The following is a 24,684-nucleotide window of genomic DNA, read 5'->3' as shown; positions in this document are numbered from 1 at the left end:
GTTCAGCGCGGTGGCGGCGTCCCGGCCGCCACCATCGCATAGGCGGCCTCCAGCACCGGCCGATATTCCGCATCGGCCGGTGCGCGGCGCAGCGCCTGCAGCCACAATGGCCGCGCCCGCTCCGGCTCGCCCCCGCGCATATAGGCCAGACCCAGGAAGAACCACGGCCCCGGATGGCGCGGGTTCAGGACGGCCGCGCGTTCATAGGCGAACAGCGCCGCCGGCGTCAGCGTGTTGTCCGCCCGCGCCACCAGCGCGTTGCCCAACCCCAGCCACAGGTCAGCATTGCGCGGGTCCTCCGCGATGCCGCTGCGGATGTAGGTGACGGCTGCGCTCGGCAACCCCGCGCGCATCGCGCCGTCGGATGCGATCAACCAGTTATAGGCCGTCCCGAACCCGCCGCTCATCGCCTGGCGCAGCTCGATCGCGCGCTCGTCCACCTGCGGCCGGGCAGCTGCGCGCGTCGCCGGCGCGCCCGGCTGGCCGGGCACCCCGCTCAATGCATATCCGGCCAGCGCCAGCACCAGCGTCGCCCCGACCGCCTCCCGCGCGACGCGCGGCACGCGCACCACCCGCCACAGCAGCAGCCAGGCCGCGCCGGCCACGGCGATCGCCAGCAGCCAGCCCGTCATCGCCGCTTCCGAAAGCTTGCGCGGGCGATCAGCACGCCGGCCAGGATCATCAGCACGGGGGCCGCCCACAGCACCGCCGTCCCGGCCGACAGCGGCGGGTCATAGCTGACCTCCCGGCCATATCGATCGACCAACCAGGCGCGCACCGCCTCCGGCCGCTCCCCCGCCGCGATCCGCGCGCGTACCATCGCGCGCATGTCGGCCGCCATCGCGGCGTCGCTGTCGGCAATCGACTGTCCGGCGCACACCAGGCAACGGATCGTCTCCATCAGCGCCTTGGCGTCCGCTTCCTGCGCTGCATTGGGCAGCGGCAGGTTGGCGAGCGGCGGCGGCGGCACGCGCGCACCCGCGGGCGTCGCCAGCATCAGCGCGGCCAGGATCGCGGCCCGCCTCACCGCGCGTCCTCGATCGCGGCCAGGATCGCGTCCATGTCCTGCGGCATGATCGGCCCGACATGCTGGTGGCGGATCACGCCCGCCGCATCCACCACGAAGCTTTCGGGGACGCCCGACGATCCCAGCGCCAGCTGCGCGGTTGATCGGGGATCGTCGCCGATGTGGTCGAACGGGTCGCCGTGATCGGCCAGGAACCGCGTCACGTCTGCCCGCGCGTCGCGCAGCGCGATGCCGTCGATCCGCACGCCCGCCTGCTTCAGCGCCAGCAGCTGCGGCGCCTCCGCGATGCATGGCGCGCACCAGCTCGCGAACAGGTTCACCAGCCGCACCTCGCCCTTCAGGTCGGCCGTCGACAGGCCCGGCTTGCCCGCCACGGCCGGCGCCAGCACCAAAGCGGGCACCGGCCGCCCCACCATCCGCGACAGCACGGTGCGGTCGGCGGGCCGCAACAGCCCCACCGCCACCAGCACCGCCAGGAGCACAAAGCCGGCCAGCGGCGCCCACAGCATCCACCGCCTCATGCGTAGGCGGTCCGGTCGGCACGGCGTCGCCGCCGTGTCACGCGCCCCAGGATGGACAGCGCGGCGCCCGCGGCGATCAGCGCGCCGCCGCCCCAGATCAGCGTCACCCAGGGCTTCCACCACAGCCGCAGCTGCCACCGGCCGCGGCTCTCCTGCCGGCCGAGCACGGCGTACAGCTGGCCGCCGCCGGAGGTCAGCAGCGCCGCCTCGCGCGTTTCGGTGGGCGGGTTCCAGAAGCTTCGCGCCTGCGGCTTCAGCTCGTGGACCGCGCCGCCCCGCCGGCCGGCATAGAGCACGGCCTGCAATGCGGTGAAGTTCGGGCCGGAGATCGGCTCGATTCCGACGAAGCGGACGCGGAACGGCCCCACCTCGTGCACCTCTCCGGCGCGGGCGGCCACCAGCACCTCCTGCGTGAAGGCGCTCTCGGATGCCATCCCGGCCACGCTCACCGCCACGCCCAGGTGCGACACCACCATGCCCCAGGTGAACAGCGGCGTGCGGCGCAGGTTGCGTCCCCACAGCGGCGCGACGCTGCCCGCCGCCACCGCCGCTGCGATCGCAAGGCCCAGCAGCGGCAGCAGGCCGATCCATCCGGCGGCGATCCACACCACCGCCGCCACCAGCACGGCAAGGCCGGCGGGAAGGCGCAGCTTGGCCAGCGTCTCGCGCCAATCGTCGCGGCGCCACCGGATCAGCGGTCCGGCGACCATCGCCACCATCAGCGCCAATGCCAGCGGCGCCGTCGCCGCGTTGAAATAGGGCGGCCCGACCGAGACGCGCTCCAGCCCCAGCGCCTCGATCGCTAGCGGATAAAGCGTGCCCACCAGCACGATCCCCAGGATCGCGGTCAGCAGCAGGTTGTTCAGGACCAGCGATCCTTCGCGGCTCCATGCGGTGAAGGTCGCGCCCTGCCGGACGGTGCCGACGCGCCATCCAAACAGCGCCAGCGCGCCGCCGATGTAGATGACGAGCAGCGCCAGGATGAAGCTGCCGCGCGCGGGATCGACCGCAAAGGCGTGCACGCTGGTCAGGATGCCCGACCGCACCAGAAAGGTGCCCACCATCGACATGGAAAATGCCAGCACCGCCAGCATCACCGTCCAGGCGCGCAGCGCACCGCGCGCGGCGAGCACGCTGATCGAATGGAGCAGCGCGGTCGCCGCCAGCCACGGCATCAGCGATGCGTTCTCGACCGGATCCCAGAACCACCAGCCGCCCCAGCCGAGCTCATAATAGGCCCAGTAACTGCCGGCGGTGATGCCCAGCGTCAGCAGCACCCAGGCGCCCAGCACCCACGGCCGCATCGCCTTGGCAAGGTCCGGCCCCACGTCGCGCGTGACGAGCGCGCCGACCGCGATCGAAAAGGCGATCGAAAGCCCGACATAGCCGAGGTAGAGCGTGGGCGGGTGAAAGGCGAGGCCGGGGTCCTGCAGGATCGGGTTCAGCCCCAGCCCCGTCGCCGCCGGCGGGTTCAGCCGGGTGAACGGGTTGGAGGCGATCAGCAGGAAGGCATAGAAGCCGAGCGCGATGGCCGCCTGGGCGCCCAGCGTCGCGATCGTGGTGCGCGCCGCCAGCTGCCGTTCCAGCAGCGCATAGGCCGCGCCCGCTGCGCCCAGCACGGCCACCCACAGCAGCATCGACCCCTCATGGTTCCCCCATGTGCCGGCGATCTTGTAGAGCCACGGCTTGTCGACATGGCTGTTCAAGGCGACCAGCAGCACGGACAGGTCTGTGCGTGAGAACAACCATGCCAGCATGGCGAACGCGCACACCGCGGCGAGACCTTGAACGATGGCCACCGGCCGCACGGCGTCCGCCAGCGCGGCGCCGCGCATGGTGAAGGCGGCGGCGGCGAAGATCAGCTGTGCCAGCGCCAGCGCGGCGGCGACCCACAGCGCGGCATGGCCGACTTCTGCGATCATCTGGCGACGGTGGTGGTGCCGGGGCTCGCGCTGCCGCTGGTCACGTCGGTGTTCATGCCGGGCGGCATGTAGCGTTCGTCATGCTTGGCCAGGATGGTGTCGGCCACGAACACGCCATCGCTGCCGAACCGGCCTTCCGCCACCATGCCCGATCCTTCGCGGAACAGGTCGGGGGTGATGCCGGTGAAGCGCACGGGCACGCGCCCGCCGCCGTCCGATACGGTGAAGCGGATCGACACGCCGTCGCCACCGCGGCTGATCGATCCGCGGTCCACCATGCCGCCCAGCCGGATCGCGCGGCCGGGCTCGATGCCGGTCCGCGCCACGTCGCTCGGTGCCTGGAAATAGGCGGCCCGGTCTCCCAGCGCGGACATGGCGAGCAGCGCCGATCCGCTCATCGCGCCGACCGCCACCAGGGCGAGCACCAGTCGCTGATGCTTGGCCTTCATCGCCGGCGCAGCGCCTCTGCCGCGCGCTCGGCCCGCCGCATGGCCGACCAGCACCAGCCGACCAGCGCCGCTGTCGCCGCGCCCGTCAGGCCGTACGCGGCCGCGATGAAGGGCCAGGCGTTCATGCCGCCGCCATCCGCCGCATCCGCGCCTCGACCTTCGCGCCCGCCAGGATCGCGCGCATTCGCATCAGCACGATGCCCGCGAACAGGAGGGTGAAGCCCAGCGCGGTCAGCGCCAGCGGCCAGAGGATCTCGGGCGCGATGCTTGATCCGCGCAGCGTGATGCTCGGCCCCTGGTGCAGCGAGTTCCACCACACCACCGACCGGTTGATGATCGGCACGTTGACCGCGCCGACCAGGCCGAAGATCGCCGTCACCCGGCTGATCCCGCCGCCCTCGGCCGCGCCGTCCTGCCCGTCGCTCGCCCGCGCCAGCGCGATAAAGCCGGCATAAAGGAAGAACAGGACCAACATGGATGTCATGCGCCCGTCCCACTCCCACCATGTGCCCCAGGTGGGCCGTCCCCAGATCGATCCCGTGGCCAGGCACAGCCCGGCGAACACCATGCCCGGCACCGCGATCGCGCGCGCGGCGATGCCTGCCAGCGGATGGCGCCAGACGATCTGCGTCAGGCAGGCGATCGCCAGCCCCATCCATCCGCCCATGCCCAGCCAGGCGGCCGGGACATGCACGTACAGAATCCGCACGCTGTCGCCCTGCAGATAGTCGGCGGGCGTCTGCGTCAGCCCCGCCCATGCGCCGACGGTCGCCAGCCCGGCCCCGCCAAGTGTCAGGATGGGGGTCAGCGGGCGCGCGATCTTCAGGAACCGTGCGGGGTTGGCGAGCGCGTGCATCAGCGCGCTTCCCTTACCGGGAACGGGCTTCGGACGCAAAGGCTTGCGCGCGGTTCGGGCAATGGTCGGAGCGCCGATCAGCGGCGTCCGATCAGGCCGGACGCGATGCGGTCGGCGACCGTCGCGGCAGGGTCCCCGCTCGCCTCGCTCTCCGCCCAGACCTGCTCCAGCCGTTCGGGGATGCGGTGGATCCGTGCTTCCACGTCGGCCGGGTCGCCGTTGCCGAGATATTCCAGCGCCACGTTGATGATGCCGCCTGCGTTGATCACATAATCGGGCGCATAGAGGATGCCGCGCGCATGGATGCGCTGGCCGTCCGCCGGCGTCGCCAGCTGGTTGTTGGCACCGCCCGCCACCACCGGCACACGCAGCGCGGCGATGCTCTCCTCGGTCAGGATCGCGCCCAGGGCGCACGGGCTGAGCACGTCCGCCTCAACGGTCATGATCGCGTCCGCGTCCACCGCGGTGCCGCCGACCTCCGCCGCCAGCGCCGCCGCGCGCGCCTGGTCGACGTCCGCCACCGTCACGCGGGCGCCGTCGCGCGCCAGGAGCCGGGCGAGCCCGCCGCCGATGCTGCCGGCACCCTGGATGGCGACATGCACGCCCGCCACGTCATCCTTGCCGAGCGCGCGGCGCACCGCGGCCTTCACGCCCAGGAACACGCCGAGCGCGGTGTGCGGGCCCGGATCGCCGCCGACCCGGCCGCCTTCCACCGGCAGCCCGGACACGAAGCGCGTGGTGTCGGAGATGCGGACCATGTCGGCCACCGACACGCCCACATCCTCGGCCGTGACATAGCGTCCGCCAAGCGAATCGATGCCGCGCGCAAACGCGTCCAGCACCGCCGGATCGCGGTTGCCGTCGTCCAGGATCACGGCCTTGCCGCCGCCCATCGGCAGCCCGGCCATCGCGTTCTTGAAGCTCATGCCCCGCGACAGGCGCAGCGCGTCCGTCACCGCCGCATCGGTGGTGGGATAGCGCCACCGCCGCACGCCCCCCGCCGCCGGTCCCAGCGCGGTGGAGTGGATGGCGACGATCGCGCGCAGCCCGCTGGCCTGGTCGCGAAAGAAATGGACGCCCTCATGGTCGTCGAAGTCAGCGAATTCCCATGGGGAGCCCAAGCGCCGGATCCTTCTCGTTCAAAGGGGAGAAAGGGAGTGGGGCGACCGACGGGACTTGAACCCGCAACTTCCGGCATCACAAGCCGGCGCTCTAACCAATTGAACTACGGTCGCCATGTTCCGGGCGGTTGGTGCCCGATGCGCGCGGACATAGGGGCGGGGTCCACCCCCCGTCAAGCAGCCGCTCAGCGGCCGCCGATCTCCAGCCGGTAACCGCCCTCTCCCGGCGCGAAGCCCGCGGCGGTCAGCTGCGCCACGACCGCCGGGTCGGTGCTCGCCACCACCACGGACGCGCGCCACGCCCCGCCGACGTCGATGCGGACGTCCAGCCGCTCCTGGCCCGACTGGCTGGCGAGCGGCAGCAGCAGCGCCGCGCCGTCGCACCGCGCCGCCCCGGTGAAGCCCTGCGCCAGGTTGATGCCGGCCACCTCGCCGCTCATCACCGCGCGCACCGCGCCCTCGGCATTGCGGCACGCGTCGCCCACGAAGCGCACGGTGAAATCGGTAAAGCCCAGCGCGCTGATCGGCAGCGGGGCAAAGCGCGTGCCCACCGGCAGCGTCGCAGTCAGGTCGTCGATTCCCGTTGAATTGCGCGTCACGCCGACCGCCCCGTGCAGCATGTCGGTGCCGCCGGCCTCCCGCGACACGTTCACCCGCGCGCGCCCGACCAGCAGCTGGAACGGCGACAGCCCGGCCTCCACGTCGCCCACGCTGATCCCGCCCAGCTGCGCCTCGCTCAGCCGCCCGGTCCAGATCGTGCCATCGGCACCGCGCGCGGTCAGCCCTTCGTCGGCGACGCCGAACATCCCCAGCCCCAGCCGCATCGGCAGGAACAGGACCAGCGCCACCACAAAGGCGATGCCGAACAGCACGCTGCGCCCGACCGGCAGCCTGATCCTCATCTGATGCCCCTTCCGATCAGCGTCATGTCCGCGCCAAGCGTCTGGTCGGCATTGGCCCGCACGGCGATGCGCTCCACCAGGATGCCGCGCCGCTCCAGATCGGCGATCAGCGGGAACAGCGCGCCCGGCCGCGCGGAGGCGATCGATACCGTCACCCGCGCCGTGCCCTGCGCGGAAACGCCCGCGCTGGCGAAACCCGCCGCCGATGCCGCGTTGCTGACAACGGTCGCCAGCGGCGCATCGAGCGGGGCGGCCGGGCGCCGCGCGATCGCCCGCAGCGCGGCCGCGTCGGCGCGCACGCGTCCCAGCGTCGCCACCGCTTCCTCGTGCCGCGACCAGGCGCCGGCCCGCGCGTCGGCGATCGGCCCGATGATGCCGATCCACAGGAACACCACCAGGAACAACCCGGCCATCACCAGCAACAGCCGCTGCTCGCGCACAGATCGCAGCCGCCACCAGGCCTGGAACCGCTCGGTCATGGCAGTGCGATCCTCAGCTCGCCCGACACCCGGCCTTCGCTCGCCTGGAACGGACTGGGCGTCGCCTCCAGCCCGCTCGCCTCGACCCGCTCGATGATCGCCTCTACCTCCGGCGCGCCCGGTGCGCGCAGCGCGGCGCGCATCACGCCGTCCGCGCCGAAATCGATGCCGGTCAGCTCGACGCCCGGCACCGCCTGCACCGCGCCGAACAGCACGCCCGCCGTCGTGGTGAAGCCCAGCCCGCCGCCGCGCTCGCCCGCCAGCGCGCGGTCCAGCGCCAGCACCGGGTCGGCGCCCGCGGCCGTGCCGCGCGGCAGGGCGCTGCGGGCGATCTCCGCCGCCTCCCGCTCGGCCGCGTCGGCGGCAAAGCTCAGCCGCATGATCGACACCAGCCCGATCAGGAGCGACACCGCCGCGATCGCCAGCGCCAGCCAGCCCAGCCGCCGCACCAGCGCCCAGTCGAGCCGCCCGCGCCGGCTGCGCGCAAAGGCACCCTGCCGCAGGTCCAGGACCGGCGTCTCCGCTCCCGCCAGCACCGCCTCGTCCAGCGCGCGCCCGGTCAGCGGCGTCACCGGCCGCGCTTCCACCAGGATCGGCGTCAGCACGGGATCGTCGGCAAAACCGCTGCTGCGCCCGCGATAGACCGTCTCGCCGCCCACCGCCGCGCGCGTGAAGCCTTCATCCGCCAGCGGCAGCAGCAGCGGCGCGGCGACGATCGCCGACGGATCGATGCCGGCACCGGCCAGCCGCGCCAGCCAGGTCGACATCCGCTCCGTCGCCACCGCCGCCACCGGGCGCTCGCCGTCCTCCGTCTCGTCGCCCACCGCGACATGCAGCGCGTCGCCCGACACCAGGCTCTGTTCGGCCACCATCAGCCGGGCGGCCGCGCGTGCCTGCGCCGTCGCCAGCCCGGGCAGCTCCGCCCAGTGCAGCGTCACGTCGGCCGCCGGCGCCACCGCCACCACGCGCTCGGTGCCCAGGTCGACGATCGCCTCGCCCAGCGTGTCCAGGCTCGGCCCGGATGCCGCCGGCACCCCGCCCTCGAAACGCTGCCACGCGATCGGCGCGGCGTCGTCGGTCGGCAGAAAGGCGATCACGGTGCCCGCCGCCTGCGATCGCGCCCGGGTGCGGGTGCGCGTCGGCGCCACGCGCGGCAGGGGCGGTGCGATCGTCGCCATCAGTCGCCGCGCCCCGCCAGGTGCGCGGTGACGCGCACGGGGGTGGTCCGCGCGTCGATCATCGCCCGCTGCGTCACGCGCGTGCCGCCCAGCTCGACGCGGGTTTCCAGCGAAAACCAGGTTGTTCGGACCTTCAACTGCCGCCCCAATTGCCCATCGTCCTGTGCCCCGACGCTGAGCGCCGCCCGGTTCAGGAATTCCTGCGCCGATCCATAGCCGGTCGCGGGGCGCTCCGCGAGCAAAGTTCGCGCGCGGTCGGGGGTCAAGTTCCGCGGCAGCAGCATGGCGATCAGCGGCGCCTGTTCGGGCAGCACCGTGTTGACGTTGATCGGCGACAGGTCGGGCGTCGGCAGCGTGCAGATGAAGGGGCGCAGCCGGGCGTAGATCTCCGGCGTCATGCCGGCCACCTGCCGCAGCTCGCTCGGGTCGCTCATCAGCATGTTTGCCGCGCGGCGCTGCGGCTGCACCCCGCCATAGAAATCATCCTCCGCGCCGTTCGGCTGAGGGATCACGTCGCTGTCGATCCAGTCGGCGGTGGCCGCCGCGATGCGCTCCGCCGGCGCCTGCGGGATCTGCAGCGCCTGCATCAGCCCCACGAACTGCCGGATCCCGGCGATGCGGCTGGTCAGCTGGAACAGGCTCTCGCCCTGCACGACGCTGTTGAGGTTGAAGCAGTTGCCCCCGTCCCGCACGATCACCGATGCGCTGCCGCCCGGCACCGGCACGCCGATCGCGCGGCCGTTCCATCCGCCCTGCAACGTGGTGCGCGCCAGCGACCGTTCGATCAGCCGCTCGGCGCGCGCCGCCGCGATGGTTTCGGCGGCGCTGGCATAGGCGCGCGCCTGGTCGACGGCGAAGCTGTTGCCCGACAATCGGGTGGCGAGCCGCAGCTTTTCCAGCGACGACGCCGCGATCACCGCCATCACCGCCACCAGCAGCAGCACGGTCAGCAGCGCGGCGCCGCGTTCGCCATGCGGCACGGGCATGTTCGGCCTCATCGCCCCGCCCCGACCAGGAACAGCTGGCGCACGTCCGCGCGTCCCGCCTGTCCGATGGTGATCTCGATGGCCGACGGCATCGGCTCGGCGCCCAGCGCTTCCCACTGGCTGCGCCACCCGTCGCGCGCGCGGTACCGGATCGAAAAGCGCTCGATATTGTCCGCCAGCACCGCCGGCACCTCGGGCTCCGCCCCGTCCAGCGCGGGATAGGCGACACGTTCCAGCCGCCCCTGCTCGAACCGGTAATCGACCTTCTGCAGGCTGGCGCGCGGCGCCTGGTCCAGGTTGCTCCAACCACTGCGGACGAAGCCCACCAGCAGCGGACCGTCGTTCACGGCATTGCCGACAAAGGCCGGGCGCAGCGTGCCGGCCACCTCGCGCGTGGTCCGCGGCACGGCGGCGGACAGGTCGCTCGCGATCAGGGACGAGATGCGCCGCCACGCGGCCACTTCCTCCAGCCGCTCGCCCACCGCCGCCTGCGATCGGGCGCTCATCTGCAGCAGCGACACCCCCGCCGCGCTCAGCACGGCGAAGATCACCAGCGACACCAGCAGCTCGACGAGCGTGAAGCCGTGCTCGCGCGGACCGGTCATGATCCCGGCGCCGTGATCGTCGCGGCCGCGTCCAGCCGGTATTCGGCCGGGCGCACCACGGTCAGCACCGCCGCCGGTTCGCCGGTCGGACCCGTCACGGCGATGTCGATGCGCAGGATGCTGGTGTCGTCGGTGTTGGACGTGTTGCGCGTCCAGTTCCAGGTCGCGCCACCATTCACTTCCTGGCCGCTGCTGACGCCCAGCGTGGGCGGCATCGGGTCGGCCAGCGTCTCCACCGCCACGTTGCGCGCGACCACCTGGCCCAGCGCCCGTGTCTCCAGCACCGCCGCATTCGCCAGCGTGGTCGTCTCCAGCCGCAGCAGCGCCAGCGCCGCCAGGCTGAACACCGCCAGCGCGACCAGCATCTCGATCAGCGTGAAGCCCTGCTCCGCCCGCTGTCGGCACTGCCCGCCGTTGCCGCCGGCGGCGCGCCCGGACATGGCGGGCCGTTCCCGATGGCAGGGGGCGCGACGCATCATCCGCCCACGCGCACCCGGCCGTCCGCGCCCACCGCCACGCCGACCCGCGCATCCTCGCGCACCAGCGCAAAGCTGATCGGCCCGCTGACCGTGCCGGTCGGGTCGAACGCGATCCGCGCGCCGCCTTCCGGCCCCAGGTCGGCCCGCACCTCCCCGCTCCAGGCCCGCGCCTGGAAGGGCGGCTCCTGCATGGGCGCCCACTCGCCGTCGGCCTCGCGGTCGAATGCATATCCGGCGGGCGTCACGCGCACGGCGGTCGCACGCGCCTCGATGATGGCAGCGTCGCGGGCAGCCGCCGTGCGCGCGGCAAAGCTTTCCGCCTCGTCGATCACGCGCCCGCGCGGGTCGGGGATCGCCAGCACCACGGTGGCCGACAGCAGGCCGATGATGACGATCGCCACCATCAGCTCGACGAGGGTGAAGCCCTCCTCGCCCCGCCGCCGCCCTCGGCGCCTACTGCCAGGTGCCGATATCGGCATTTTCGCCCTCGCCGCCCTCGGCGCCGTCCGCGCCCAGCGTGAAGACGTCGAACGGGCGCCCGTTCCGCCCGGGCTGCGAATACAGGTACGGCCGGCCCCAGGGGTCCTCCTCCAGCCGGCGGACATAGCCGCCGGGCCGGTACCGCGCCGGCTGCGACAAGGTCGGCGGCGGCGTGGTCAGCGCCTGCAGCCCCTCGGTCGTCGACGGATAGGTCAGGTTGTCCAGCCGGTACATTTCCAGCGCGGATTCCAGCGTCTGGATGTCGCTGCGCACCCGCGTGTCGTTCGCGCGGTCCAGCGACGGCAGCACGTTCACCACCACGATGGTGGCAAGCAGGCCGATGATGACGATCACCACCATCAGCTCCACCAGCGTGAAGCCCTCCTCGCCATCGTTACGCTTCGGCAACGAAGTGCCCGTTTCATGCTCTCTGAGTGTCAAGTTGGTCCTCAAGCGCCAGCCAGCGTCTGCAATTGAAGGATGGGGAGGAGGATCGATAGCACGATCGCCGCGACAATACCGCCCATCACGACGATGATCGCCGGCTCCAGCAGCGACAGCGCGGTTGCGGTGAACCCGTCGAACTCGCGCTCCAGATAATCGGCCGCCCGCTCCAGCATGATGTCCAGCCGCCCGCTGCTCTCGCCCGACGCCGCCAGGTAGACCAGCAGCGGCGGGAACACCGCCGCCCGCCGTAGCGCCGCCGACAGGCTGCCGCCGCCGCGGATCGCCTCCACGATTTCCTCGGATGCCAGCCGCAGCGCGCGGTTGTTGATCGTCCCAACGGTCAGCGCCAGCCCGTCGATCAGCGGCAGCCGCGACGCCACCATCGTCGACAACGTCCGCGACATCCGCGCCGCGTGAAGGTCGCGGGTCAGCCGCCCGATCAGCGGCAGCCTCAGCAGCGCCGCATCGAACCGCAGCCGCGTCGCCGGCGTCTTCAACGCCTGCCATGTCAGGAGCACGATGCCGCCCACCACCAGCAGGATCGCCCACCACCAGTCGACCAGCAGGTCGGAGATGCCGATCACGATCCGGGTGAGCAGCGGCAGCGTCTGCCCGAAATCCTCGAACTGTTCGACGACCCGGGGCACCACGAACACCATAAGCGAGATGACGACGAGCATCGCCACCGCCGCCAGCACGGTCGGGTAGGCGATCGCCGTCAGCACCTTGCCCCGGATCTGCGCCTGACGTTCCTGCAACTCGGCCAGTCGCTCCAGGATCGCCGGAAGCGTGCCGGAGCTCTCGCCCGCATTCACCATCGCGCGGTAGAGCGGCGGGAAGCTCTTGGCTTCGCGCGCCATGGCGTCCGACAGCCGCCTTCCCTCCACAACGCCCGCATGCACCGCACCAACGACCCGCCGGACATGCGCCTGCTCGGTCTGCCGGCTGATCGTGCGCAATGATTCCTCAAGCGGGCTGACCTGTGCCAGCGTCGCAAGCTGCCGCGTAAACAGCGTCAGCGCTTTCGATCCCATCCGTCCACGGCCACGACCGACCAGCGCCGGCCCCCGCTGCGGCCGCTCACCCGTTCCCGGCGCAACCTCGACGACGTAGAGCCGCCGCCGCGCCAACCGCGTGCGCGCGTCGTCAAGCGAGCTGGCCTGCACCTGCCCCCGTCGTTCCCGCCCGGCCACGTCGAGCGCGAGATAGTCGAAGTCAGCCATCGATCTCTTCGCGGCGGGACACGCGGACCGCTTCCTCCGGCGTGGTGGTGCCGTCGCGCACCATCTGCCGGGCCGCCTGCGTCAGTGTCGGCGTGCGGGCAAAGGCATGACGCGCCATCGCGCTTTCGTCCGCGCCGTCATTGATCAGCCGGCGCAGCGTGTCGTCAATCCGAACGGCCTCATACACGCCGATACGACCCTTGAAGCCCGTGCCGTTGCACTCGACACAGCCGCCCGGCTCGTACACCGTCTCATCCGGCCGCAATCCCAGCAGCGCCGCGGCGCGCTCGCCGGCGGGCTGAGGCCGGCGGCAGGTCGGGCACAATCGCCGGACCAGCCGCTGCGCCAGCACCGCGCGCAGCGTCGACGCGAGCAGAAAGGGCTCCACCTTCATATCGCGAAGCCGCGTGATCGCACCCAGCGCATCGTTGGTGTGGACCGTCGACAGCACCAGATGCCCGGTCAGCGACGCCTGAACCGCGATCTCGGCCGTTTCCCGGTCGCGGATCTCGCCCACCATCACGACGTCGGGATCCTGGCGAAGGATCGCTCGAAGGCCGGTGGCGAAGTCCATGCCCACCTTTGCGTTGACCTGCGTCTGGCCGACGCCGTCCACTGCATATTCGACCGGATCCTCGACCGTCAGAATGTTGCGGCTGCCATCGTTCAACAGCCGCAGCCCTGCGTAGAGCGTCGTGGTCTTACCCGACCCGGTCGGGCCGGTGACGAGAATGATGCCGTTGGGCTCGCCCAGCGCGTCGCCCAGCACCTCCGTCGTCGCGGGCGTAAGGCCGAGCGTGTCGAACCCGATGCCCGCATTCTCCTTGTCGAGAATGCGCATGACGACGCGCTCGCCCGCCCTGCTCGGCAGTGTTGAGACACGAACGTCCAGGAGCTTCCCACCAAGCGACAACCCCATGCGCCCGTCCTGCGGGACACGTCGCTCCGCGATGTCCAGTCGGCTCATCACCTTGATGCGGCTGACGAGCACCGGCGCCGCGTGCGGCGGCATGCGCAGCGTCTCGCGCAGAACGCCGTCGATCCGCATCCGCACCACTAGGCCCGTCTCATAAGGCTCGACATGGATGTCGGACACACCCTGGCGAGCGGCATCGGCGATGATGCCGTTGATGAGGCGGATGGCGGGGGCATCGTCCGCGCTCTCCAGAAGATCCTCGGCGGTCGGGATGTCACCGGCGATGAGCGCAAGATCGTCGGCGTCGAGCGATCCAGCTGCGTCGGCCGTCGCCTGGCCGGTCATCGCATATTGATCGGACAGCAGCCGGTCGAAGGCAACCTGCGTTACCCGGTCGACGGCAAAGCCGCCGCCGAAATGGCGCCTGAGCTCGATCAGGACGCGCGGGTCGGCGCCATCCCGAAGCGCGATCGTTGGACGGTCGCCACCAGCTCCGGAAATGACGACGCCGTATTTACGGGCGAAGGCATAGGGGATCACCGGCGTCGCCGATGCCGGCGTCGGCATCGGCATTGCATCCGGGATCGTCGGCTCCGCGACGATCGTCTCGCCGCGGCCGATCCTCATTGCGGATCACCCGTGATCGGGCGCACGACTTGGCGTGTGCTGCGCACCTCCGGCACGATCACGCGGGGCTGCTGCTCGGACAGCGGACGCGGAACGACCGTCTCTGGCAGGGCCGCCTCGCCCTCGGGCGTCAGCAGCGGCGGCGGCAGCGCAGTGGCAGGCGGCGCAGCCGGCGGGTAGCTGCCCGGCAGCGGCTCGCGCGGAACCGGCGGCGCTGCCCCCATGTAATCGCGCACCAGTTCATCCAGGCTGGGCTCGACGTTCGGCTGCTGCTCCATCTGCTGGCGACGAACATAGCCGTAACGCTGCTCGGTCAGCACCTGCTGGTCATTGGGTGAACGGATGATCGTGGGACGGATGAAGACCATCAGGTTGGTCTTTGCCCGCTGCCGCGCCCGCGATCTGAACAGCGCGCCGATGGCGGGCAAGTCGCCCAGAAGCGGGATCTTCTCGATCGTGTTGCGCTCGTTATCGTCGAGAAGGCCGCCCAGCACCGCGATCTGCCCGTCCTGCACGGTGATCGTGGTCTCGATCTCACGCTTGTTGAGGATCAGGTCGCTGTTGTCATTCGACACCGCGCCGGAAATGGAGCTGACCTCCTGCCGCAGCGCCAGCTTGATCTCGCCGCCGGCGTTGATCTGCGGCCGGACCTCCAGCTGGATGCCGACATTCTGCCGCTGCACCGTCCGGAAGGCATTGTCGAAATTGTTCGAAAGCGCCTCGCCAGTTGTCACCGGAATCTCCTGTCCCACCAGGATCCGTGCTTCCTGATTGTCCAGCGTCATGATCGACGGGGTCGACAGAAGGTTGGACTGACCGTCGGATTGCACGGCATTGATGATCGTGCCGAAGATGCCGTCACGGCCGATCTCCGTGCCGAACCCGATCAGCCCGGCCGGGTTGCCGAGGATCGAGTTGACGGCCGCCTGCGCCAACTGGTTCGAGATGGCGTTGTCGGTGGACGTGGTCACCGTGGTTCCGTTGACCACGGTCGTCGTCGTGTTGAGCGACCGGGCCGCCACCGCACCAGCGATCGTCAGAAGGTTCGGCGCCGAGTTCGCATAGCTGGTCGCCAGGAACGGCAGGCCGCTGCCCGGCAGGCCGCCCAGCAGGAACTGCACGCCCAGCCGCCGGGCCGCCGTGTCGCTGATCTCCACGACGATGGCTTCGACCAGCACCTGCTCGCGCCGGGCGTCGAGCTGACGGATCACCTCGCCCAGCAGCCGCTGCGTATCTCCGGGTGCCGCGACGATCAGCGCGTTCGCACCTTCGAACCGCGTCACGATGGCCGGGCCGCGGCCAAGCAGGCCCAGCGCGGATGCGGCACCTGGATTGCCGCCGCTTGCCGCGACCGGCGCACTCGCCACACTCGTCGAGGTCGGAATGCTGCCGCCGGCTCCGCCCGTGCCGCTGCCCGACACGCCGCCACGGCTCGCCGACAGGGCGCCCGTGTCCGAGGACGCCTGAGTCACGGGCTGGCCGGTCAGCTGTTGCAGCACGGGCAGCAGCTGCGCGGCATCCGCATGCTCCAGATAGATCACCCGGATCTCGGTGCCCTGTTCGGCCTGTCGGTCAAGCTCGCGCGCGGTTTCGGCAAGGCGGGCCACCGTCGCGGCGTCACCGCGAAGCGCGATCGCATTGGCGCTGTCGACGGGAACGACCGTCGCGGTCAGGCCGGTTCCGCCCTGCCCGCCCGAACCCTGGATCAGCTGGCTGAGCGACGTCGCGATCTCACGCGCGCCCGCATTCTCCAGCGGCACCACGCGGGTTGCGCTGCCGTCCTGGTCGATGCGGCGGATCAGCTCCCGGATCCGGCGCAAATTGTCGCCGAAGTCGGCGACCACCAGCGAATTGGCGCCCCGGTTCGCCGTGACCGATCCCTCGCGGCTCACCAGCGGTCGGATTGTCTCCACCGCCTGCGTGGCGTCGATGGACCGCAGGCGAAAGACTTCCGTGACGAAGCTGTTGGCGGTACTGCCACCCCCAACCCGGCCGGCCGTGGCCGCCGCACCCTCGACTGGCTGGATGCGGAACGCCCCGCCGTTCGTCGGAACCGCAACCAGGCCGTTTGCCCGCAGGGTCGCCAGGAAGAGCTCGAAATACTCTGATCGCGACAGCGGCCGATCGCTGGTCACGGAGACGCGGCCCTGCACCCGCTGATCGATGATGAACACCCGTCCGGTGACGCGCGCCGCATCCTGGATGAAGGCGCGGATATCCGCGTCGCGGACGTTCAGCGTCTGCTGCGCCACGGCCGGCGCGGCGAGCGCCAGTGCCAGCGCGATCCCGAGGGCACCCCGCATCACTGGCGCACCGGCACGGCGATCGGCACGCGCTGCCCGCCGCGCTCCACCACCAGCGGAAGGCTGGTGCCGGGCTGCACGCCGGCGGCGGCCGCCTCAATGTCGGCCGATCCGCTCACAGGCCGGCCGCCCGCCTCCAGGATGACGTCGCCGTCAACGAGCCCGGCCTGGCCAAGCGTCGGTGACCCCGTGGTTCCGGTCACCGCCACGCCGCTGCGCTGGCCATCCACCGTACGCGGGGTGAAGCGGATATCGCGGCGGATCGTCTCGATGGTCAGCGGCGGCGGGCCGGCGCGGCGCGGATCGACTGGCGCAGCCGCCGGAACCGTCGCGGCGGGTGCCGCTCCCAAGGCGGCAGGAGCGCCGCTCGCATCGGCCACGGGGGCAGGGTTGGACTGGTCGATGAACAAGGTTTCCTCCGCGCCGCCGCGTGTAAGCGTGACATGATCAAAAGCAACGCCGGACAGGATCACGCCGGGGACCACCTCGTCGCCGATTGCATAGCTGTTCTGAACACCTTCGGGCGGACCCAGGATGGCCGATCCGCGACCCGTGGCTTCATCAACCCGGGTGCCGTAGAGAACCAGTTGCAGAGAGGTCAAGACGGTCGCCGTGCCCGTGTCGACCAGCCTGAAGAAAGGATCAAAGGTCCGCAGCCGCGCCGCCTGCGCCGGGTCGCCGGCTGAAACGCCGCTGGCCGGGCGCCAGTCGCCGATCGGCCCGACCGGCGTCACCAGGGTCCACAGCAGCCGTGCGCATTGAACCGCCAGCACCACCAGCAGGAGCAACTCGGCGAGGCTGTAGAAATTGGTGACAGGCAGCCGCCGTGCCCAGGCGCGCAACCGCGGGTCGAGCGTCAGGCGCATGCCTGCACCCCCTTCTGTTCCGCCGCCATGAACAGGCACCGCTCCATCATGAAGGCCGTCGATGCCCCGCCAGCGCCGCTCCCCCGCTGGAGCGACCGATTTACCATAGCGGTCAGCCCGCCTGTGCCGCAACCTGCTTTGAACGCTTGACGAAGGCGCGTCGTCGCGGCTTGCTGGATCCGTCGTCCACGAAGGAATGCGACATGTCCACCGATCTTCTCCGGCCTGACGTTGCCGATATCCTGGCGGCCAAGCCGGGCATTCAGCGCGTGCCCTCGCCCAAGCTCAGCCTGTTCATCCACAAGGACTTCCTCAGCCCCGAGGAGTGCACCGGCGTGATCGCCCGGATCGACGCCAATCGTCGCCCCTCGACCGTGTCCGACTATAACGGCGACGATGCCTTCCGCACGAGCGAAACGTGCGACCTCGACGGGCAGGATCCGCTTGTGATCGAGATCCGCCGGCGCATCACAGCGCTGACCGACCTCGATCCGGTCTACGGCGAACCCATGCAAGGGCAACGCTACGCGGTGGGGCAGGAGTTCAAGGGTCATACCGACTATTTCGAGCCCACCGGGGAGGATTATACCAAATATTGCTCGGTCGCGGGCAACCGGACCTGGACGGTGATGATCTACCTGAACGAGCCGGAAGCCGGCGGCGCCACCCGCTTCAAGGCGATCGACAAGATCGTCCAGCCCGAGATCGGCAAGCTCCTGGCCTGGAACAACCGCCGCCCGGATGGAAGCGTGAACCCGTCCACCCTCCATCACGGCATGAAGGTTCGTGCCGGCGTAAAATATGTCATCACCCAGTGGTTCAGGGAACGTCCCTGGGGGTGATTTCGTACGCGTTTCCGGAGCCTGCCAGTAATGGCAGGCTCCGGCGCTCCATTCAGAAGCCGACGCTGACGCCCAGCGAGAAGCTGGTGCCAAGATCATAAGCGTTGATGTTGATCGCGCTGTTCTCGAACTGCTGGAACTCGCGATAATCCTGGCCGGTCAGGTTTCGTGCCTCGAACTTGACTTCCATGTTCGTGCCGAGAAGCTCGATAGCTTCGCGGGCAACGAAGTCCAGGCGGATCCCCGGTCGCTCGACGATGTCGGGCAAACGGTTTCCGAACGCCACCGGTCCACGATTGGTGACGCGGTCGCTAGCATAGGTGAACAGCAGCGTCGCCTGCGACAGCCGCTCCGTATCCTCAATACCGATCTGAACGTTCACCAGATGATCCGACTGGCCGGTCAGCGGCGCACCATCGCGGAACAGCAGCGAGGATTGCACCAGTTCCGGCGTCACGCTGGAGATCGGGCCGGCCACCAGGCTGTCGTCGGTCTTCAGTTCCGACTGTGAGTAGGTGTAGTTGCCGATCAGCACCAGGCGACGAGTCGTGAAGAAGTCGCTGTTGATCCCGCTGAGCGGAACATAGGTCTGCAGCTCCACTTCAGCACCGTAGAGCTCGGCCTCCGGCGCGTTGGCGAAGCCGGTCTGCAGCTGGCTGTTCGGCAACGCAAACGCCACCGGCTCGATCGGGTTCTCGAGCTTCTTGTAGAAGCCGGCCAGCGTGATCCGCTCGCCACGGCGGAAGAACCATTCGTAACGTGCTTCGGCGTTGTAGATCTCGCTGTCCTGCAGGAACGGGTTCCCGATGAACTGCCGGTCGGACGTGAAGTCCTGGTACAGCTGCGGTGCCAGCTCGCGGAACTGCGGACGCGCGATCGTCTTCGAGCCATGCAGGCGAAGCTGCATGTCCTCTGCGAAGTTCCAGGTGACCGTCAGCGCAGGCAACCAGTAGTCGTTGGACAATTCGGTGCGCGCGATGTTGCTGAAGGTATCCACGAACTGATCGGCGGTCTCGTAGCGGACGCCGCCCTGGACCCGCACCCCGTCGAACAGCTCGATCTCCGCCTGACCATATCCGGCGTGGATCGTCAGGCCGGCATCGTAGCGGGCGGCACCCTGGCTCGTCGACTGATTGATGAGGCCAACATTGTAGGTCAGCAACGTATAGTCGGAGAGCAGGTAGTCCGGGCGCAGCTGCCCGACCGTGTTGTTGACGCCGCTGCCGTTCACGCCGCGATAGATGAATTCGTAGCGCGTCGATGTGCGGTCGGTGTCTGTGTACGCGTATCCCGCGGTGAGCGAGAAGGGACGCGCTGTCGGCAGCTCATAGGTTGCGTCGATACCGCCGGAATAAAGATCCTCGTCCAGGTCGCTGAACGCGATCGACGCTTCCTCGAAACTGCCGGCGAGGCGATTCACATAGTCGCCGACCTCACGATCGTAGGAGTAGACGAAGCCACGCTCATAGGGCGACTCGCGCCGGGTGTTCGCGTAGGTGCCGCGGACGTCGATATCGAGATCGCCAAAGTCGAACTCACCGACTGCCTGCAGGTCGTACAGCTGCCGCTCGAAGAAGAAGGTGTTCTGCTCCAACAGCGGATCGGGAAAGTTCGGGTCGAAGTCCACGTTTGTGACGTCAAAGCCCGATGACAGCCGAGTCTGCTTCAGCGTGTCATGAATGTAGACGTTGGTCAGGCGGATGCGATGCTCACCGAATTCGACTCCCAGACCAACAAGGCCGTTCACGAGGATGCGGTTGTCGGTGAGCACGGTGTCGAAGTCACGAATGATGAGGCCGGCACTGTCGTCGGTCGACTGCTGCTCCGACGCACGCACCTGCCAGCTGTTCGAATAGCCGAGGCTGGTGATCACGCCGACCGTCACGTCGCCGCCTTCGAAGCGCGTGCCCGCGCTGAAGTCGGCACCGAAGTTTGCAGGGATGTCCGAGTTGCGCTGAAGAAGCGTGGTCGGAGCGTTGGTCAGCAGCGCCGCTTCCTGCGGCGAGAGTCCCTGCCCGGTTTCACCGGCGCGGCGAACGAAGCCAGGCACGCGCCGCGCACCGTCGTCATAGCCCAGGATGTCGAGGTCTGATCCGTAATAGGTGTAGCCGAGCTTGGCCGTCGTCTCGGTGTCGCCGCCGATGGAGGCTCCCACGCTGTAGAAGGTCTCGTCGGGCGTCGCGACCGTCGTCAGGTTGATCACGCCACCGCCGAACTCGCCGGGGAAGTTGGGCGAGTAGCTCTTCTGGACGAGCGCCGAGGCGATCAGGCGGCTCGGGAAGATATCGAGTGGAACAACGCGACGCAGCGGCTCGGGGCTCGGCAACGGCGATCCGTTGAGAAGAGAGAGCGAATAGCGATCGCCCAATCCGCGCACATAGACAAAGCCTTGTCCCACGACGCTGAGGCCGGTCACGCGCTGCAGCGCGCCCGAAATGTCGCCTTCGCCGGTGCGCGCGATGTCTGCCGTGGACAGCACGTTTACGACGGCTGCCGTGTTGCGCACCGGTTCCGGAATGTTGCGGCCGATCACGACGATTTCCTCACCGGCATCCGCGCCGGGGATGGAAACGTCGACCGACTCCTGCGTGCCGTCTGCGGCAGGATCGGTTGCGGACGCAGGCGGCGTCGTGGGCGACGCGGTCGGGGGCGTTCCCTCCGCACCGGTGGCCGGCGTGCTCGGCGTCGACTGTGCAGGCGCCGACGGCGGAGTCTGCGCGGTTGCGGTTGACCCGCTGGTCTGCGCCCAGCCGGAGCCGGTCAGGAAGGTTGAGACGAGCAGCGCTCCCCCAAGTGCAAGCGGCGTCTTCATCGCGAGTGTCCAATCAAGAGCGATACGAAATTCGGGGGCGGCGCGGATTATCGCGCCACCCCCGACGAGAGATGGCGGCCGATTAAAGGGTCGGCAGCGCGGTGCAGCTCAGGTTGCTTCCGAAGCTCGCCGTGGCGCTGTCGCAGGTCCAGCCGCGATACCAGGTGTCGTTCGCGTCACGAACGGCACCGATATAGTTCGTCTGCACCAGGAACGACTGCCCGGCGAAGTTCAGCGACGCGGCGTTGAACGGCGTCACGGATGCCGCGGCACCGGCGGTGATGAACGTTCCGCTCAGACCACCCGTACCGTTGGTCGTGTTGTTGGTGTTGGTGGATGCGCCGAACACAGTCTGGATCTGCGCACCGGTGACGTTGGTGTCGTCCGTGAAGGGTGAAGCGCACTGGAAGAACAGCGACTGGAACGCCGGCGGACCACGATCCTGCAGCGCCGTATCGGCCGCGCGGATCGTCTCCGAACCATCGATGTCAAGGCACTGGCTGAGCGGATTGACGACCACGCCGTTGACGAGCGTGGCGTCCGTGCCGCCGCGCAGCAGGATCGACTGGAAGTTCAGCGCCGAGACCAGCGTGAAGTTCGCCAAGCGGAAGTCGTTGCGCGGCAGCGCGTCCGGGTTGGAGTCGGAGTCAATCTCCAGGCCGCGTGGGTCCGAGCTGCCGTTGCCGGTGCGCTGGATCGCGAGGACGAACTGGAAGGCACCCTGGTGGCCAACATCGGTGTCGAGCGCGTCGTCGTCCGTGCCGGTCATCACGAGATAGTTGGCGTTCACGCGGCCGCCGAACACCTCGATGCCGTCATCCGCGCTGTTGTGGACGTGGATGTGATCGACCCGAGTGCCGGAGCCGACACCGGCCATGGTGAGGCCCTGCAGCTCGTTGCCCGCGGAGATCGCGATGCCGGAGTAGCGGATCTGGACGTAGCGGAAGATGCCGCTGCTATCGTTCGCCACCTCGCCGCCGTAGCGCGCGTTGCCGGTGCCTTCGACCACCGCCTGGCAGCCCGCGCTGCCGCCGGCGACCGTGGTGTCGCAGTTGGAGATCGGCGCGCGGCCGGCGAGGATCACGCCGCCCCACTGACCCTGCGAGTCCGCAGCAACGGTGCCGTCGATGTTCTGGCGTGAGGTGAAGATGATCGGCAGCGACGCCGTGCCCTCAGCCAGGATCTGCGAACCGCGGTTCACGACCAGGAAGTCGTTGTCGGCGCCACCGTTGGGGCCGCCATTGCCGAACAGCACCACACCCGGCTGAACAGTCAGGATCGCCGAGCGACCAGTGGAGGCAGGAGTGGAGGCGCCGCCGACGTCGATGCCCACGTCGACGCGGCCGTCGATCATGTAGGCGGTGCCGGCACGACGCGCTAGCGTCAGGTCGCTCAGGATCTGGGTCGGCAGGCGGCAGGCGCGGACGCTGCCGATCACGCCAGCGTCGGTCGTGCCGGTGGGGCAGTCAGCCGCCGGCGTTCCCGGGGTCGGGGTCGGCGTGGTCGGCGTTGGGGTCGTCGGAGTGGGGGTGGTCGGCGTCGGCGCCGGCACCACAATCACACCCTCGCCGGGGGAGGCGACGTCGTCGGCACCGCAGGCGGCGAGCGGAAGAGCGGCTCCCATAAGGAGCAACAGGCGGGTGCGCGTCATCGAATATTCCCCTTGGTCGACGGAGTCGGCACCGGGGTTCCGCCCCCGGCTTGAGGGGCGCCTAGGCCTGCGCGATGATGGTTTGATGACGCATCCGTTACAGATGCGAGACAGCCGCGAGACGCTTTTGTGACAACCTCAGCGTTCCACAGTCTCCCGGCCGACCGGATAAAGAAGGTAGCGGTCGTCGTAGTAAGGCGTGCGCGCATAGAACCAGGCCAGCCGCGCGTCGCCGTCCGCTGCAAAGGCCGGATCCGCCGCAATCCGCTCCTCGAACGCCGCGCGAAGCGCCGGATCCGCTTCCAGCATGCGGTCGGCCAGCGGCGCGATCGCATAGCCCTCGATATACTCCGTGCGCTCGAGGATCTCCGGAAACGCTCCCCACGCCAGGAGGGACTCGCGGCTGTCCGGCTCCAGCAGCGCGGCCGCGACGAGGCCGAGCGGCTGGTCCGCCGGCACCCGAACTGACCCGGGCGGCATGACGACGCGGCGTCGCTCGTGGCGCCCCTCCCCGACGTTCATCGGCACGCGCCCCTCGCTTGCCCTTTGTGACAGCCGCGCAAGCGGCAGCCGCACCATGTCGAGGTCGAGCGCCGTCGACCCGGCGGCCTCCGTCATCTCCACGCCATGCAGGCGAAGCACCGCGATCAGGTCCGGCTTGGTGGCCGGCACCCACCAGGCCGACGGCAGCGGCGCGGCCGGCGCGAACCGTTGCCCGGTCGACGCGATCTCACCATCGCGAGCCTGTCCAAGCCACCGGATCTCGTCGCGGCCGGACGCGGCCGAACGGTACCGTTCCCACGCAACGCCTCGCCAGCGACGGGTGGTTGGCTGTTCTTCCGCCTGCCATCCGTGCGACATCTCTGTCGGCCGGGCCGCTCGATCCTCCGCCACGGCGCGCTGCACCGCGCTTCGCTCCGCGCCGACCAGGCGCAGCGCTTCTTCCATCAAGACATAGGTGCCGAGCACTCGCTGGCGGTAAGGCTTCAGGCTGTGGTTCTCGACCAGGATCGAGGGCATGTGACGCAGGTCGCCATAGCCTTGCGAGAAGCGTCCGCTCGATGGTCCGGCGGACAAGCCGACGGCAGGATCGCGGTCGTCGGTCGCAAAGATCAGCGGCCCCGGAATGTGCCCGCCCCGTATGAGAGCCCGATCAAAGGCAGGGCGCAAGCGGCCGTCCATCCAGCGGGCGATCGCGGGCGAATAGGCATCTTCCCCGCCCCAGCCGTTGAAGCCGTAGGTGATGTCATACTGGTAATCGATGCCGTCGGTGACGTGCACGTCGATGTAGAGCGCGGGATCAAGCCTGCGGATCAGGGCGATCATCGCCTGCATCTCGGGCGCGTCCGCCTTCAGGTAATCGCGATTGAGATTGAGGTTCTGCGCCGTGGTTCGCCACCCCTGCTCGCGCGGGCCGCGCTGGTTGGGACGGCTCCAGCGCGATGACCGCTCATGCCCGTCGACGTTGAAGACCGGCACGAAGACGAAGGTGGCGTCGTCCAGCAACCCGTCCTTGCCGCGCAGCGCGATGTCGCGCAGCAACATCATGCCGGCGTCCTTGCCGTCGATCTCGCCGGCGTGGATGCCCGCCTGGATCAGCACCACCGGCTTGGCCGCGCTCCCCTTGCGCGCCGTGACCGCGATCAGCGGCCGGCCTTCCGGACTGGTGCCGATCCGCTCGATCGAGACGAGGTCGGATGCGGCATCCAGCCGCTGGAGCCAGGCGTAGCTGTCGGCAAGGTTCGGCGTTGCCTCAAAACGTGCGCGCTCCGCCGGCGTGATCCACGGGTCGTCCGGACGCGCGATCAGGCCTTCGCTTCGGCCTGACCAGGGCAGCGCCGGCGGCAGAGGCGCCGCCATCGGCAGCGCTGGGGCCGGCGGCACGGCGGCCTGGGCGGCAAACAACATTGTGGCGAGGATCATTGGCGTTCCTTGCGGGGCAGATCGCCGATGGCTAATCAGCATGAGACAAAGTGACAAGGATGACCGGAA

At 69.7% G+C, this 24,684-nt stretch carries 24 protein-coding genes and 1 tRNA gene; 1 reads left to right on the top strand and 24 read right to left on the bottom strand.

Translation table 11 applies throughout. From position 1 onward, the window contains the following. Positions 1-2 precede the first annotated feature (2 nt). From GGR88_RS03870 to GGR88_RS03775, 21 genes are all read right to left on the bottom strand, one after another. Complete coding sequence (locus GGR88_RS03870; protein ID WP_167953180.1) at positions 3-632, bottom strand: tetratricopeptide repeat protein; 630 nt, start codon at positions 630-632, stop codon at positions 3-5. Continuing rightward, positions 629-1,027 (bottom strand): cytochrome c-type biogenesis protein CcmH, encoded by a 399-nt coding sequence (locus tag GGR88_RS03865; protein WP_167953178.1) that lies wholly within the window; start codon positions 1,025-1,027, stop codon positions 629-631. The genes GGR88_RS03870 and GGR88_RS03865 overlap by 4 nt, the downstream gene beginning before the upstream one ends. Further along, a complete protein-coding gene (locus tag GGR88_RS03860; RefSeq protein ID WP_167953176.1) occupies positions 1,024-1,548 on the bottom strand; it encodes a DsbE family thiol:disulfide interchange protein in 525 nt (174 codons plus the stop codon). The genes GGR88_RS03865 and GGR88_RS03860 overlap by 4 nt, the downstream gene beginning before the upstream one ends. Continuing rightward, positions 1,545-3,470, bottom strand: coding sequence for a heme lyase CcmF/NrfE family subunit (locus GGR88_RS03855; RefSeq protein ID WP_167953174.1), 1,926 nt, complete (start codon positions 3,468-3,470; stop codon positions 1,545-1,547). The genes GGR88_RS03860 and GGR88_RS03855 overlap by 4 nt, the downstream gene beginning before the upstream one ends. Then, on the bottom strand, positions 3,467-3,919 hold the full coding sequence (gene ccmE / locus GGR88_RS03850) for a cytochrome c maturation protein CcmE (protein ID WP_167953172.1): 453 nt from the start codon (positions 3,917-3,919) through the stop codon (positions 3,467-3,469). The genes GGR88_RS03855 and ccmE overlap by 4 nt, the downstream gene beginning before the upstream one ends. Then, positions 3,916-4,044, bottom strand: a complete 129-nt coding sequence (locus tag GGR88_RS15475; RefSeq protein WP_280742200.1) for a hypothetical protein — start codon at positions 4,042-4,044, stop codon at positions 3,916-3,918. Before GGR88_RS15475 ends, ccmE begins: the two co-directional genes overlap by 4 nt. Further along, entirely contained in the window at positions 4,041-4,775 is a 735-nt protein-coding gene (ccmC, locus tag GGR88_RS03845; protein WP_167953170.1) for a heme ABC transporter permease CcmC, read from the bottom strand. Before ccmC ends, GGR88_RS15475 begins: the two co-directional genes overlap by 4 nt. Positions 4,776-4,852: 77 nt before the next feature. Continuing rightward, positions 4,853-5,896: a Glu/Leu/Phe/Val family dehydrogenase gene (locus GGR88_RS03840; RefSeq protein ID WP_167953160.1), complete on the bottom strand. Its 1,044-nt coding sequence runs from the start codon at positions 5,894-5,896 to the stop codon at positions 4,853-4,855. A gap of 37 nt (positions 5,897-5,933) precedes the next feature. Beyond that, positions 5,934-6,010 (bottom strand) — tRNA-His (locus GGR88_RS03835). Between the two features lie 71 nt (positions 6,011-6,081). Beyond that, the gene (gene gspN, locus GGR88_RS03830; RefSeq protein WP_167953158.1) at positions 6,082-6,798 is read right to left on the bottom strand and encodes a type II secretion system protein N; all 717 of its coding nucleotides are present in this window, start codon (positions 6,796-6,798) and stop codon (positions 6,082-6,084) included. Further along, entirely contained in the window at positions 6,795-7,277 is a 483-nt protein-coding gene (gene gspM, locus GGR88_RS03825; RefSeq protein ID WP_167953156.1) for a type II secretion system protein GspM, read from the bottom strand. The genes gspN and gspM overlap by 4 nt, the downstream gene beginning before the upstream one ends. After that, complete coding sequence (gene gspL / locus GGR88_RS03820; protein ID WP_167953154.1) at positions 7,274-8,455, bottom strand: type II secretion system protein GspL; 1,182 nt, start codon at positions 8,453-8,455, stop codon at positions 7,274-7,276. The genes gspM and gspL overlap by 4 nt, the downstream gene beginning before the upstream one ends. Continuing rightward, a complete protein-coding gene (gene gspK / locus GGR88_RS03815) occupies positions 8,455-9,453 on the bottom strand; it encodes a type II secretion system minor pseudopilin GspK (RefSeq protein ID WP_167953152.1) in 999 nt (332 codons plus the stop codon). Before gspK ends, gspL begins: the two co-directional genes overlap by 1 nt. Then, positions 9,450-10,046 carry a type II secretion system minor pseudopilin GspJ gene (gene gspJ / locus GGR88_RS03810; RefSeq protein ID WP_167953150.1) on the bottom strand — a complete coding sequence of 199 codons (597 nt, stop codon included), beginning with the start codon at positions 10,044-10,046 and terminating at the stop codon, positions 9,450-9,452. The genes gspK and gspJ overlap by 4 nt, the downstream gene beginning before the upstream one ends. Beyond that, entirely contained in the window at positions 10,043-10,486 is a 444-nt protein-coding gene (gspI, locus tag GGR88_RS03805; protein ID WP_167953148.1) for a type II secretion system minor pseudopilin GspI, read from the bottom strand. Before gspI ends, gspJ begins: the two co-directional genes overlap by 4 nt. Positions 10,487-10,521: 35 nt before the next feature. Beyond that, positions 10,522-11,004, bottom strand: a complete 483-nt coding sequence (locus tag GGR88_RS03800; RefSeq protein WP_167953146.1) for a GspH/FimT family pseudopilin — start codon at positions 11,002-11,004, stop codon at positions 10,522-10,524. Continuing rightward, on the bottom strand, positions 10,979-11,413 hold the full coding sequence (gene gspG, locus GGR88_RS03795; protein ID WP_342449708.1) for a type II secretion system major pseudopilin GspG: 435 nt from the start codon (positions 11,411-11,413) through the stop codon (positions 10,979-10,981). Before gspG ends, GGR88_RS03800 begins: the two co-directional genes overlap by 26 nt. Positions 11,414-11,454: 41 nt before the next feature. Beyond that, on the bottom strand, positions 11,455-12,675 hold the full coding sequence (gene gspF / locus GGR88_RS03790; protein WP_167953144.1) for a type II secretion system inner membrane protein GspF: 1,221 nt from the start codon (positions 12,673-12,675) through the stop codon (positions 11,455-11,457). Continuing rightward, entirely contained in the window at positions 12,668-14,164 is a 1,497-nt protein-coding gene (gene gspE / locus GGR88_RS03785) for a type II secretion system ATPase GspE (protein WP_425338476.1), read from the bottom strand. Before gspE ends, gspF begins: the two co-directional genes overlap by 8 nt. A 50-nt stretch (positions 14,165-14,214) precedes the next feature. Next, the gene (gene gspD, locus GGR88_RS03780) at positions 14,215-16,521 is read right to left on the bottom strand and encodes a type II secretion system secretin GspD (RefSeq protein WP_167953142.1); all 2,307 of its coding nucleotides are present in this window, start codon (positions 16,519-16,521) and stop codon (positions 14,215-14,217) included. Then, a complete protein-coding gene (locus tag GGR88_RS03775) occupies positions 16,521-17,387 on the bottom strand; it encodes a type II secretion system protein N (protein ID WP_167953140.1) in 867 nt (288 codons plus the stop codon). Before GGR88_RS03775 ends, gspD begins: the two co-directional genes overlap by 1 nt. 203 nt (positions 17,388-17,590) lie before the next feature. Here GGR88_RS03775 and GGR88_RS03770 point away from each other — a divergent pair, with 203 nt between their 5' ends. Beyond that, positions 17,591-18,229: a prolyl hydroxylase family protein gene (locus GGR88_RS03770; RefSeq protein ID WP_167953138.1), complete on the top strand. Its 639-nt coding sequence runs from the start codon at positions 17,591-17,593 to the stop codon at positions 18,227-18,229. 52 nt (positions 18,230-18,281) lie between these two features. On the opposite strand, the gene GGR88_RS03765 is transcribed toward GGR88_RS03770, so the two are convergent. The 3 genes from GGR88_RS03765 to GGR88_RS03755 all read right to left on the bottom strand — a co-directional run bounded on the left by GGR88_RS03765 (position 18,282) and on the right by GGR88_RS03755 (position 24,615). Further along, the gene (locus GGR88_RS03765) at positions 18,282-21,041 is read right to left on the bottom strand and encodes a TonB-dependent receptor domain-containing protein (RefSeq protein WP_167953136.1); all 2,760 of its coding nucleotides are present in this window, start codon (positions 21,039-21,041) and stop codon (positions 18,282-18,284) included. Positions 21,042-21,123: 82 nt separating this feature from the next. After that, positions 21,124-22,692, bottom strand: a complete 1,569-nt coding sequence (locus GGR88_RS03760) for a hypothetical protein (RefSeq protein WP_167953134.1) — start codon at positions 22,690-22,692, stop codon at positions 21,124-21,126. Positions 22,693-22,830: 138 nt separating this feature from the next. Beyond that, entirely contained in the window at positions 22,831-24,615 is a 1,785-nt protein-coding gene (locus tag GGR88_RS03755) for a M14 family metallopeptidase (protein ID WP_245196432.1), read from the bottom strand. Positions 24,616-24,684 lie beyond the last annotated feature (69 nt).

Source organism: Sphingomonas jejuensis (assembly GCF_011927695.1).
GTDB classification, from domain to species: Bacteria; Pseudomonadota; Alphaproteobacteria; order Sphingomonadales; family Sphingomonadaceae; genus Sphingomonas_K; species Sphingomonas_K jejuensis.
The sequence above is the reverse complement of the archived record's forward strand: the minus strand, read 5'-3'. Positions and strand labels throughout refer to the sequence as shown.

Bases quoted from the DNA above. Each gene is read 5' to 3' on its own strand.
- GGR88_RS03765 (WP_167953136.1), bottom strand. From the start codon at position 21,041: ATGAAGACGCCGCTTGCACTTGGGGGAGCGCTGCTCGTCTCAACCTTC.
- GGR88_RS03760 (WP_167953134.1), bottom strand. From the start codon at position 22,692: ATGACGCGCACCCGCCTGTTGCTCCTTATGGGAGCCGCTCTTCCGCTC.
- GGR88_RS03800 (WP_167953146.1), bottom strand. From the start codon at position 11,004: ATGCCGATATCGGCACCTGGCAGTAGGCGCCGAGGGCGGCGGCGGGGC.
- GGR88_RS03770 (WP_167953138.1), top strand. From the start codon at position 17,591: ATGTCCACCGATCTTCTCCGGCCTGACGTTGCCGATATCCTGGCGGCC.
- ccmC (WP_167953170.1), bottom strand. From the start codon at position 4,775: ATGCACGCGCTCGCCAACCCCGCACGGTTCCTGAAGATCGCGCGCCCG.
- GGR88_RS03855 (WP_167953174.1), bottom strand. From the start codon at position 3,470: ATGATCGCAGAAGTCGGCCATGCCGCGCTGTGGGTCGCCGCCGCGCTG.
- gspI (WP_167953148.1), bottom strand. From the start codon at position 10,486: ATGTCCGGGCGCGCCGCCGGCGGCAACGGCGGGCAGTGCCGACAGCGG.
- gspL (WP_167953154.1), bottom strand. From the start codon at position 8,455: ATGGCGACGATCGCACCGCCCCTGCCGCGCGTGGCGCCGACGCGCACC.
- GGR88_RS03755 (WP_245196432.1), bottom strand. From the start codon at position 24,615: ATGATCCTCGCCACAATGTTGTTTGCCGCCCAGGCCGCCGTGCCGCCG.
- GGR88_RS15475 (WP_280742200.1), bottom strand. From the start codon at position 4,044: ATGAACGCCTGGCCCTTCATCGCGGCCGCGTACGGCCTGACGGGCGCG.
- gspK (WP_167953152.1), bottom strand. From the start codon at position 9,453: ATGAGGCCGAACATGCCCGTGCCGCATGGCGAACGCGGCGCCGCGCTG.
- gspM (WP_167953156.1), bottom strand. From the start codon at position 7,277: ATGACCGAGCGGTTCCAGGCCTGGTGGCGGCTGCGATCTGTGCGCGAG.
- GGR88_RS03860 (WP_167953176.1), bottom strand. From the start codon at position 1,548: ATGAGGCGGTGGATGCTGTGGGCGCCGCTGGCCGGCTTTGTGCTCCTG.
- GGR88_RS03870 (WP_167953180.1), bottom strand. From the start codon at position 632: ATGACGGGCTGGCTGCTGGCGATCGCCGTGGCCGGCGCGGCCTGGCTG.
- gspE (WP_425338476.1), bottom strand. From the start codon at position 14,164: ATGCCGATGCCGACGCCGGCATCGGCGACGCCGGTGATCCCCTATGCC.
- gspJ (WP_167953150.1), bottom strand. From the start codon at position 10,046: ATGACCGGTCCGCGCGAGCACGGCTTCACGCTCGTCGAGCTGCTGGTG.
- ccmE (WP_167953172.1), bottom strand. From the start codon at position 3,919: ATGAAGGCCAAGCATCAGCGACTGGTGCTCGCCCTGGTGGCGGTCGGC.
- GGR88_RS03775 (WP_167953140.1), bottom strand. From the start codon at position 17,387: ATGCGCCTGACGCTCGACCCGCGGTTGCGCGCCTGGGCACGGCGGCTG.
- gspN (WP_167953158.1), bottom strand. From the start codon at position 6,798: ATGAGGATCAGGCTGCCGGTCGGGCGCAGCGTGCTGTTCGGCATCGCC.
- gspD (WP_167953142.1), bottom strand. From the start codon at position 16,521: ATGCGGGGTGCCCTCGGGATCGCGCTGGCACTGGCGCTCGCCGCGCCG.
- gspF (WP_167953144.1), bottom strand. From the start codon at position 12,675: ATGGCTGACTTCGACTATCTCGCGCTCGACGTGGCCGGGCGGGAACGA.